Below are 9,367 nucleotides of genomic sequence, written 5' to 3'. Positions count from 1 at the left end.
GGGGCAGGAGCGGCGTCGGCCGGCGGCGCGGCGGGCGCCGGCGCGCTCGCCGCCGGAGCCGGGACCGGTGCGGCGGGCTGCGGAGCGGGCGCCGCCGGGGCGGGGACCGCGGGTGCGGGGGAGGCCGTCCGGCACACGGGTGCCTGCCCGCCCTCGCCGAAGTGCTCGTCGAACCCGGCGACCTGCACCCAGCGGACGCACGCGTCGGCGGGCAGACCCAGGCGCTCCCACGTCACGGACGCCGCACCCACGAGGTCGTGCCACCGCGTCCCGGCGCCCTCGAGGTGCACGTTCGTCGCACCCGCACCCGCACCGGTCGCCGAGGTCCACAGCACGTTGAGGTGCGCGTGCTCGGCCAGCACCTGCCCGGTCGGCAGCTCCAGACCCGTGGCGGTGACGCGGTACGGCGTCGGGGCGTCCGACCCGGCGGCGGCGCCCGTCGCGGTCGCGGCGAGGAGCGCGGCGGACGCGGCGAGCGTGAGCGCGGCGGTGCCGAGCGCGGGTCGGACGGCGGCTGCCGCGGCGGTGCGGGGGTGCATCGGACCTCGTTCGGGGACGTGCGGGCGAGCGGGCGCGGGCGTGCGCCGACCACGCCGGAGGACGGGGGGACCGCCCGGCGTACCGGCGCGGCGACGGCAGCGTATCGGGACCGATGGGGCGCACGGGACGGAACGGACATGACGGTTCTCTCACGGAGCCGCAGGTCAGCGACGTACCGGTGACCCGGCGGTGGCGCCGGCGCAGGGCGCGGCGCTGTCGGGGGTGCCCGCTAGCGTCCGCGGTGTGACGACCACCGGCGTGCCCAGGTCCGTGTCCGCCGCCGAGCGGCGCGCCCGGCTCGGCCGCCGTCACGCGCTCGCGCCCGGGCACGGTGCCCCGGACCCCGTCGCGGCGGCGCGGGCCGTCGTCGCGCTGCACAGCACGGACCCGGCGTCCACCGTCCTGTCCGCGCTCGCACGCACGCCCGGCGCGACGCCGGCGGACGTGGAGCGGGCGCTGTACGAGGACCGGGACCTGATCCGCGTGCTCGCCATGCGACGCACGCTCTTCGCCGTGCCGCACGACCTGGCCGCGACGGCGTTCGTCGCCGCCGGCGACACGGTGGCCGTCCAGCAGCGCAGGATCCTGCACCAGCTGCTCGTCGCGTCGGGGGTCACGGACGACCCGGGCCTTTGGGTCGCCCGCGCCGAGCGGGCGCTGCTCGCCGCGATCGCCGCCGTCGGCGAGGCGACGGCCCCCGAGCTCGCCGCGGCCGACCCGCTGCTCGCGACGCGCGTCACGCTGGAGCCCGGCAAGAAGTACGAGACCACGCAGAGCGTGGCGAGCCGCCTGCTCACGACGCTCTCCGCCGAGGGGCGGGTCCTGCGCGGGCGGCAGGTCGGCGGCTGGGCGGCGCCGCAGTTCCGGTGGACGACGCCGGCGCACTGGCGCGAGCTCGGTCCGGCGCCTGCGACCGCGGAGGCCGCGGCGACGCTCGCGCGCCGGTGGCTGCACGCGTACGGGCCCGCGCGGCCGGCGGACCTGCAGTGGTGGGCGGGGTGGACGGTCGCACGCACGAAGGCCGCGCTCGCGGCGCTCGACACCGTCGACGTCGTGCTCGAGGACGGCGCGCCCGGCGTCCTGCTCGCGGACGACGCCGACGAGGTCGCGCCGCCCGACCCGTGGGTCGCGCTGCTGCCCGCGCTCGACCCGACGGCGATGGGCTGGAGGCACCGCGACCCGTTCCTCGGCCCGCACCGGGAGCAGGTCTACGACCGCAACGGCAACGCGGGGCCCACGGTCTGGGTGGACGGACGGGTCGTCGGCGGCTGGGTGCAGCGCGCCGACGGCGAGGTGGCCGTCGAGCTGCTCGACGACGTGGGCCGCGCGGCGGCGGACGCCGTGGCCGAGCGGGCGGCCGCGCTGACCGCGCAGCTCGCGGACGTGCGGCTGACCGTGCGCGCCCGTGGCTGGACGGCCGTCGAGAAGCGGCTGCGCGCGTGACCGGGGCGCGCGCCCCGGGCGGGTGGCGCGTCCGGCACGCCACCGCGCCCGAAACGATTCGATGTCCTCCGGGGACTGGCCGCGGACGCCCGCGCGGCGCACCCTCGGTCCTCGACGCGGCGACCGCTGCGGGCCCCGCGGCGGAGCGGGGCGCGGCACCGCGCGCACACCCTTCGAGGAGACGCATGTCCCAGCGCACCAGGGCGGCAGCCCTGCTGTCCGCGGTCCTGCTGGCGGTGACGGGGATCGGCACGATCACCGCCACGTCGGCGCAGGCCGCGGCCGGCTGCCGGGTCGACTACACCATCACGAACCAGTGGGGCGGCGGGTTCGGCGCCGACGTGAGGATCACCAACCTCGGCGACCCGCTGACGGGTTGGACCGTCGGCTGGACCTTCGGGTCCGGTCAGCGGGTCACGCAGGCGTGGAACGGGACCGCCACCCAGTCGGGCAGCGCCGTGACCGTGCGGGACTCCGGCTGGAACGGCTCCGTCCGCACCGGCGGCACGGCGAGCTTCGGCTTCAACGGCTCGTGGAGCGGGTCCAACGCCGTCCCGACGCAGTTCACCGTCAACGGCGTCGCCTGCACGGGCTCGACCACCGGGACCCCGACCTCGACGCCGACCCGGACGCCCACCCCGACACCCACGCCCACGACCACGCCCCAGCAGCCGACCGGCACGACGCCCGTCGCGATCAACGGCCAGCTGCGCGTGTGCGGCGTGAACCTCTGCAACCAGTACGGCAGGCCGATCCAGCTGCGCGGCATCAGCTCGCACGGCCTGCAGTGGTTCCCGGGCTGCTACAACACCGCCTCGCTCGACACGCTCGCGAACGACTGGAAGGCCGACGTCTTCCGCATCGCGATGTACGTCAACGAGGACGGGTACGTCACCGACCCGCCCGGGTTCACCGCGCGCGTCAACTCCCTCGTCGACGAGGCCGAGCGGCGGGGCATGTACGCGATCGTGGACTTCCACACGCTCACGCCCGGTGACCCGAACGTGAACCTGGAGAACGCGAAGACCTTCTTCCGGAATGTCGCCACGCGCAACGCCGCCAAGAAGAACGTCGTCTACGAGATCGCGAACGAGCCGAACGGCGTCACGTGGGAGCAGATCCGCACCTACGCGAACCAGGTGATCCCGATCATCAAGGCCGCCGACCCCGACGCGGTGATCCTCGTCGGCACGCGCGGCTGGTCGTCGCTCGGCGTCTCCAACGGCTCGACCTCGGCCGAGATCGTGGCCAACCCGCTCGCGTTCGACAACATCATGTACACGTTCCACTTCTACGCGGCGTCGCACCTCGACAACTACCGCGCCGAGGTGCGCAGCGCGGCGCAGCGGCTGCCGCTGTTCGTCTCCGAGTGGGGCACGACCAGCGCGACCGGCGGCGGCACCGTCGACCTCGCGAGCTCGACCGCGTGGCTCGACCTGCTCGACTCCCTCAAGATCAGCCACGTCAACTGGACGTACTCCGACGCGAACGAGAGCAGCGCCGCGTTCCGGCCCGGCACGTGCGCCGGCTCGAGCTACGGCACGTCGCAGCTCACGCAGTCCGGCCAGTTCGTCCGCAGCCGGATCATGACGGCGGACAGCTTCCCGACCCGCTGACCGTCGCACGACCGCACGACCGCACGACCGCACGACCGCACGACCGCACGACCGCACGACCGCGCCGTCGTCCCGGTGACCCCCACCCACCGGGACGGCGGCGCGCCCACGACGCGGGACGGCGCGGCCGGGCGACCGGTCCGCGCCGGTACGCTGGGCCCGTCTGCCGACCCGCGGCGCGGGACTGGTGGGGCGAGGCCCGGTGAGGGCGAGCCGCCCCCGGTGCCCGGGCCCCCACCGAGGGAACCGATGACCACCGCACCTGTGCGCCCCGCCGACGCGCCCACCCCGCAGCACGCCTCCGACACGGTCGAGAACGCGGCCGCGACGCCCGACCAGGTCCAGCCGTTCGCCGAGCTCGGCCTCAAGCCGGACGAGTACCAGCGCATCCGCGACATCCTCGGCCGGCGCCCCACGGCGGCGGAGCTCGCCATGTACTCCGTCATGTGGTCGGAGCACTGCTCGTACAAGTCGTCGAAGACGCACCTGCGCCAGTTCGGCGAGAAGACGACGCCGGCGATGAAGGAGCACCTGCTCGTCGGCATCGGCGAGAACGCGGGCGTCGTCGACATCGGCGACGGCTGGGCGGTCACGTTCAAGGTCGAGTCGCACAACCACCCGTCCTACGTGGAGCCGTACCAGGGCGCCGCGACGGGCGTCGGCGGCATCGTCCGCGACATCATCTCGATGGGCGCGCGGCCCGTCGCCGTCATGGACCAGCTGCGCTTCGGCGCGGTGGACCACCCCGACACGGCGCGCGTCGTGCACGGCGTCGTCTCGGGCGTCGGCGGGTACGGCAACAGCCTCGGGCTGCCGAACATCGGCGGCGAGCTCGTGTTCGACGCCTGCTACCAGGGCAACCCGCTCGTCAACGCGCTGTGCCTGGGCGTGCTGCGCCACGAGGACATCCACCTCGCCAACGCGTCGGGTGTCGGCAACAAGGTCGTGCTCTTCGGGGCCCGCACGGGCGGCGACGGCATCGGCGGGGCGTCGATCCTCGCGTCGGAGACGTTCGACGACACCAAGCCGTCCAAGCGCCCGAGCGTGCAGGTCGGCGACCCGTTCATGGAGAAGGTGCTCATCGAGTGCTGCCTCGAGCTGTACGCCGCGAAGGTCGTCGAGGGCATCCAGGACCTCGGCGCCGCGGGCATCTCGTGCGCGACCAGCGAGCTCGCGTCCAACGGCGACGGCGGCATGCACGTCGACCTCGAGAACGTGCTGCTGCGCGACCCCACGCTGACGGCCGGCGAGATCCTCATGTCGGAGTCGCAGGAGCGGATGATGGCCGTCGTCCGGCCGGAGAAGCTCGACGAGTTCCTCGCGATCACGTCGCGGTGGGACGTCGAGACGGCCGTCATCGGCGAGGTCACCGGCACCGGTCGCCTCACGATCGACCACTTCGGGCAGCGCATCGTCGACGTCGACCCGAGGACCGTGGCGCACGAGGGCCCGGTCTACGACCGCCCGTACGCGCGCCCGGCATGGCAGGACGCGCTCGTCGCCGACTCCGTGAGCACCCCCGAGGGGCGCGAGCGCTACGCGCGCCCGTCGACGGCCGAGGAGCTGCGCGCCACGGTCCTGCGCCTGGCCGGCTCGCCGAACCTCGCGTCGCCCGCCTGGGTGACGGACCAGTACGACCGCTTCGTGCAGGGCAACACCGCGCTCGCGCAGCCGGACGACGCGGGCGTCGTCCGCGTCGACGAGACGACGGGCCTCGGCGTCGCGCTCGCGACCGACGCCAACGGCCGCTTCGCGAAGCTCGACCCGTACACGGGCGCGCAGCTCGCGCTCGCGGAGGCGTACCGCAACGTCGCCACGTCCGGCGCGCGGCCGCTCGCGGTCACGGACTGCCTCAACTTCGGCAGCCCCGAGCACCCCGACTCGATGTGGCAGCTCGTCGAGGCGATCCGCGGCCTCGCCGACGCCTGCCAGACCCTCGAGGTGCCCGTGACCGGCGGCAACGTGTCGCTGTACAACGGCACGGGCGAGCCCGGGCAGCTCGACTCGTCGATCCACCCGACGCCTGTCGTCGGCGTGCTCGGCGTCCTCGACGACGTCGCCCACGCCGTGCGCTCCGGCTGGACGGCGCCCGGCCAGGCCGTCTACCTGCTCGGCACGACGCGCGGCGAGCTCGACGGCTCCGCGTGGGCCGAGGTCGTGCACGACCACCTGGGCGGCACGCCGCCGCGCGTCGACCTCGACGCCGAGCGGCGGCTCGCGCAGGTCCTCGCGACCGCGGCGCGCGACGAGCTCGTCGACGCGGCCCACGACCTGTCCGAGGGCGGCCTCGCGCAGGCGCTCGTCGAGTCGAGCCTGCGGCACGGCGTCGGCGTGCAGGTCGACCTCGACGGCCTGTGCGCGCGCGACGGCGTCACCCCGTTCGAGGCGCTGTTCTCCGAGTCGACGGCCCGCGCGCTCGTCGCGGTGCCGCGCTCGGAGGAGGTGCGGTTCGCCGACCTGTGCACGGCGCGCGGCGTCCCGGTGATCCGCCTCGGCGAGACGGCGGAGACGTGCTCGCCGGGTGCGGGCACCGTCGCGGGCGACCCGGACCACGCGCACGAGGCCGCGGTGGAGATCGCCGGCCTGTTCACGCTGCCGCTGTCCGAGGCGCGCGAGGTCTGGGAGGGCACGCTGCCGCGCCTGTTCGGCTGACGCGACGCACGAGGGGCCGCCGGGTGCACCCGGCGGCCCCTCGTCGTCCGCGCGCCGCGGCTCAGCGCGGGGCGAGCCGGTGGTAGACGCGGTCGCGGTAGACGAGCGGCTCGCCGTCGCCCACGCCGTGCTCGAGGGCGCGGACGGAGACGAGGAAGCTGTCCCCGACGGGCGTGCGCTGCAGCACGCGGCCGCGCACCCACGCGTGCGCGCCGTCGATCACCGGCTCGCCCGTGGGCAGGGCCGTCCAGCCGCCTGCGGCGAACCGGTCGACGCCCGACGTCGCGAACCGCGTCGACACGTCGACGTGGTCGGCGGTGAGGAAGCTGATCGCCAGCGTCGCCGCGCGCGACAGCGCGGGCCACGACGACGACGTCGACGCCACGGAGAACGCGAGCAGCGGCGGCGCCGCCGACACGGAGATCACCGAGGTCGCGGTGAACCCGACGGGCGCGTCGCCGTCGCGCAGCGTCACGACGGCCACGCCCGCGGCGTGCCGCCGGAACACCTGCTTGTACTCGTCCGGGGTGAGCGCGGGCTCGTCATGCACCGCGATCGCGCGCTCGAACGCGCGCAGGTCGGTCGTCGGGGCGCTCACCGGGCCACCCCCGCCGGCTGCGGCGCGGCGCCGAGGACGCGGCCGAGCGGCCGCTCGGCCCGCACCCACCAGCGCTCGATCGCGGCGTCCGGGTCGGCGAGGTCCGCGTCGACCAGCGTGAGGCTGCGCGTCGGGACGGTCGCGCCGAGCTCGACGAGCACCGGCCGCAGGTGCACCTCGCCGACGAGGGCGTGGTGCGGTGCGGCGGACACGACGAGCGGCACCGCGACGACGTCCGCGAGGCCGTCCGGGCCGTACAGGTCGAGGAAGGCCTTGAGCAGGCCGGTGAACGACGCCTTGTGCACCGGCGTGGCGACGACGAGGACGTCCGCGGCCGCGACGGAGGCGAGCGCCGCGTCGACCTCGGTCGTGCGGGGGCCGAGCAGCGCCGGGGCGAGCGTGGCGAGGTCGACGGCGGCCGGGTCACCGGCACCGGTGCGGCGGGCGAGCGTGCCGGCGAGGGCGAGCGCCGCGCCGAGCGTGCGCGAGCCGGGACGGGGGTTGCCGACGAGGGCGACGACCGAGGGCGGCGCCGCGTCCGCGGGTGCGAGGGCAGGCGGGGGCAGGGTCGGGTGGGTCACGGGGTCCTCCGGGTCAGGGCGTGCGGGTGGCGGTGGCGCGGGGACGGCGACATCGCCCGCCCACCCGCCCGCCGGTCCGCGTCCGTGCAGTGCCCTCGCGCGCCCGCGGCGCCGCGACGGGCGGCGTGGCGCCCGGGCGGTCGGCGGGGACGGCGGCGGTCACGGGGTGCTCCTCCGGTCGGTGCGTGCGCCTCGGCACGAGGCAGCGGTCCGACCCTAGGCACATCCGAACAAAAAGCCGACTGATCGCATCGGGATTCTCGCGGTGCGAGACGGCGGCCGCGCGACGAGGCACGCACGGCGCCACGCCCGACCGTGGCGACACGCCGACCGGCGACCCGGATCGCGCCCCGGACGGGCGTCCGGGCGCCGCCGGGCGCACGGTGGACAGGTCCACGCACGTCCACGAAGGGGACCTCGATGAAGAAGCTCACCCGTCCGGTCGCCGTGCTGGTGGCCGCCGTCGCCGGCCTCGCGCTGGCCGCCGCGCCCGCCTCGGCCGCACCGAATGCGCAGGACCAGGAGTTCCTCGTCGCCGCCCACCAGGGGAACCTGGCGGAGATCGCCGCCGGCCAGGCGGCGCTCGCCGAGGCCGCGACGCCCGGCGTCAAGGAGATGGGCCAGCAGCTCGTCACCGACCACACGGCGCTCGACGCCCAGCTCACCGCGGTCGCGCAGCAGCTCGGCGTCGCGCTGCCGGGCACGCCGACGCCCGAGCAGCAGGCGGCGCTCGCCGAGGTGCAGGCCGAGGACGGCCAGGACTTCGACACCGCCTGGCTGTACCTGCAGATCGAGTCGCACCGCGCGACGCTGGCCCTCGGTGAGCGGGAGCTCGCCGCCGGGTCCGAGCAGGCCGTGAAGGACCTGGCGACGGCGTCCGCGCCCGTCGTCCAGCGGCACCTCGACCACGCGCTCATGCTCGCCCGCGAGCTCGGCGTCGACGCCGTGCCCGCCGGCACGGGCGGCCAGGCAGCGGCGTCGGAGCGTCCGCTGGGCCTCGCGCTGTCGCTGGTCGGCGGCCTGCTGCTCGCCGGGGCCGGCGTGCTCGTCGCCCGGTCGCACCGCACCACCCCGGCCGCCCGCCGGCGGTGAGCCCCACCCCCCGGCGCCCGGCGCGGCGGGCCGTCCTCGTGACGGCCGCCGTGCTGGGCGCCGTGTGCCTGACGGCGGGCGTGCGGATGGCCGTCGCGCCGCCGCGCGTCGACGTCGCACCGGCCGCGCTCGTGGCGTCGACGCCGGCCGGGTCGCCGGCGCCGACGTCCGCACCCGCGGACCCGTCGACCACCGACGCGTCCGCCGTCCCCCGTCCCGCCGCGGCCGTCCCCCCGCCCGTCGTCGCGGCCGTCCCCCCGCTCGCCCCGCCGCCCGACCGGCTGCGGGTCGTCGACGTCGCGGTCGACGTCCCCGTCGTCCCGGTCGGGGTCGGCGCCGGCGGCGCCCTCGAGCTCCCCGACGAGCCCGGCGCGGTGGGCTGGTGGCTCGCGGGCGCGCTCCCCGGTGCGGCCGAGGGCACCGTCGTGCTCGCCGGCCACGTCGACACCGTCACCGGGCCCGGTGTCATGGCCGACGTGCTCGACGCACCGCTCGGCGCGCGCGTCGAGGTGGGCGACGGCCGCGGCGGCACCGTGCCGTACCGCCTCGTCGAGCGGCGCGTCCTGCCCAAGTCCGCACCGCTGCCCGACGACCTGTTCGCGGTCACGGGCCCGCCGCGCCTCGTGCTCGTCACCTGCGGCGGCGACTTCGACCGCCGCACGCGGCACTACACCGACAACGTCGTGCTGCTGGCCGAGCCGGCCGCCTGACCGCCGCGCCGGGCGCCGCGGCCCGCGGGCGGTCTGCGGATCGTGCCGCGCGGCGGCGTGGGGGAGGTCGGGCGCAACATGGCCGTGCTCGAGCACGCCGGCCGGCTGCTCGTCATCGACTGCGGTGTCCTCTTC

The 9,367-nt window shown here is 76.4% G+C and carries 7 protein-coding genes and 1 pseudogene; 5 read left to right on the top strand and 3 right to left on the bottom strand.

Annotated elements, in window-relative coordinates:
* A pseudogene (locus AB6N23_RS15245) lies at nt 1-539 on the bottom strand (hypothetical protein); the annotation flags it as partial.
* A gap of 244 nt (nt 540-783) precedes the next feature.
* Here AB6N23_RS15245 and AB6N23_RS15240 point away from each other — a divergent pair.
* From AB6N23_RS15240 to purL, 3 genes are all read left to right on the top strand, one after another.
* Entirely contained in the window at nt 784-1,983 is a 1,200-nt protein-coding gene (locus tag AB6N23_RS15240) for a winged helix DNA-binding domain-containing protein (protein WP_412866854.1), read from the top strand.
* 185 nt (nt 1,984-2,168) lie between these two features.
* Nucleotides 2,169-3,599 carry a cellulase family glycosylhydrolase gene (locus AB6N23_RS15235; RefSeq protein WP_412866853.1) on the top strand — a complete coding sequence of 477 codons (1,431 nt, stop codon included), beginning with the start codon at nt 2,169-2,171 and terminating at the stop codon, nt 3,597-3,599.
* 249 nt (nt 3,600-3,848) lie between these two features.
* Entirely contained in the window at nt 3,849-6,251 is a 2,403-nt protein-coding gene (purL, locus tag AB6N23_RS15230) for a phosphoribosylformylglycinamidine synthase subunit PurL (protein ID WP_378208686.1), read from the top strand.
* A gap of 61 nt (nt 6,252-6,312) precedes the next feature.
* Here purL and AB6N23_RS15225 read toward each other — a convergent pair whose 3' ends face one another.
* On the bottom strand, nt 6,313-6,849 hold the full coding sequence (locus AB6N23_RS15225; RefSeq protein ID WP_412866852.1) for a flavin reductase family protein: 537 nt from the start codon (nt 6,847-6,849) through the stop codon (nt 6,313-6,315).
* Nucleotides 6,846-7,430: an NADPH-dependent FMN reductase gene (locus tag AB6N23_RS15220; protein ID WP_412866851.1), complete on the bottom strand. Its 585-nt coding sequence runs from the start codon at nt 7,428-7,430 to the stop codon at nt 6,846-6,848. The genes AB6N23_RS15225 and AB6N23_RS15220 overlap by 4 nt, the downstream gene beginning before the upstream one ends.
* A gap of 420 nt (nt 7,431-7,850) precedes the next feature.
* Here AB6N23_RS15220 and AB6N23_RS15215 point away from each other — a divergent pair, with 420 nt between their 5' ends.
* Nucleotides 7,851-8,522 (top strand): DUF4142 domain-containing protein, encoded by a 672-nt coding sequence (locus AB6N23_RS15215; RefSeq protein WP_412866850.1) that lies wholly within the window; start codon nt 7,851-7,853, stop codon nt 8,520-8,522.
* Nucleotides 8,519-9,232: a class F sortase gene (locus AB6N23_RS15210; RefSeq protein ID WP_412866849.1), complete on the top strand. Its 714-nt coding sequence runs from the start codon at nt 8,519-8,521 to the stop codon at nt 9,230-9,232. Before AB6N23_RS15215 ends, AB6N23_RS15210 begins: the two co-directional genes overlap by 4 nt.
* Nucleotides 9,233-9,367 lie beyond the last annotated feature (135 nt).

Origin of the sequence: Cellulomonas pasadenensis, from assembly GCF_047229365.1 — a bacterium.
Classification (GTDB): Bacteria; Actinomycetota; Actinomycetes; order Actinomycetales; family Cellulomonadaceae; genus Cellulomonas.
This window is presented reverse-complemented; position numbering and strand designations above follow the sequence as displayed.

What these genes read in the sequence shown, in the direction of transcription:
- AB6N23_RS15235 (WP_412866853.1), top strand. Translation starts at nt 2,169, where the DNA reads ATGTCCCAGCGCACCAGGGCGGCAGCCCTGCTGTCCGCGGTCCTGCTG.
- purL (WP_378208686.1), top strand. Translation starts at nt 3,849, where the DNA reads ATGACCACCGCACCTGTGCGCCCCGCCGACGCGCCCACCCCGCAGCAC.
- AB6N23_RS15215 (WP_412866850.1), top strand. Translation starts at nt 7,851, where the DNA reads ATGAAGAAGCTCACCCGTCCGGTCGCCGTGCTGGTGGCCGCCGTCGCC.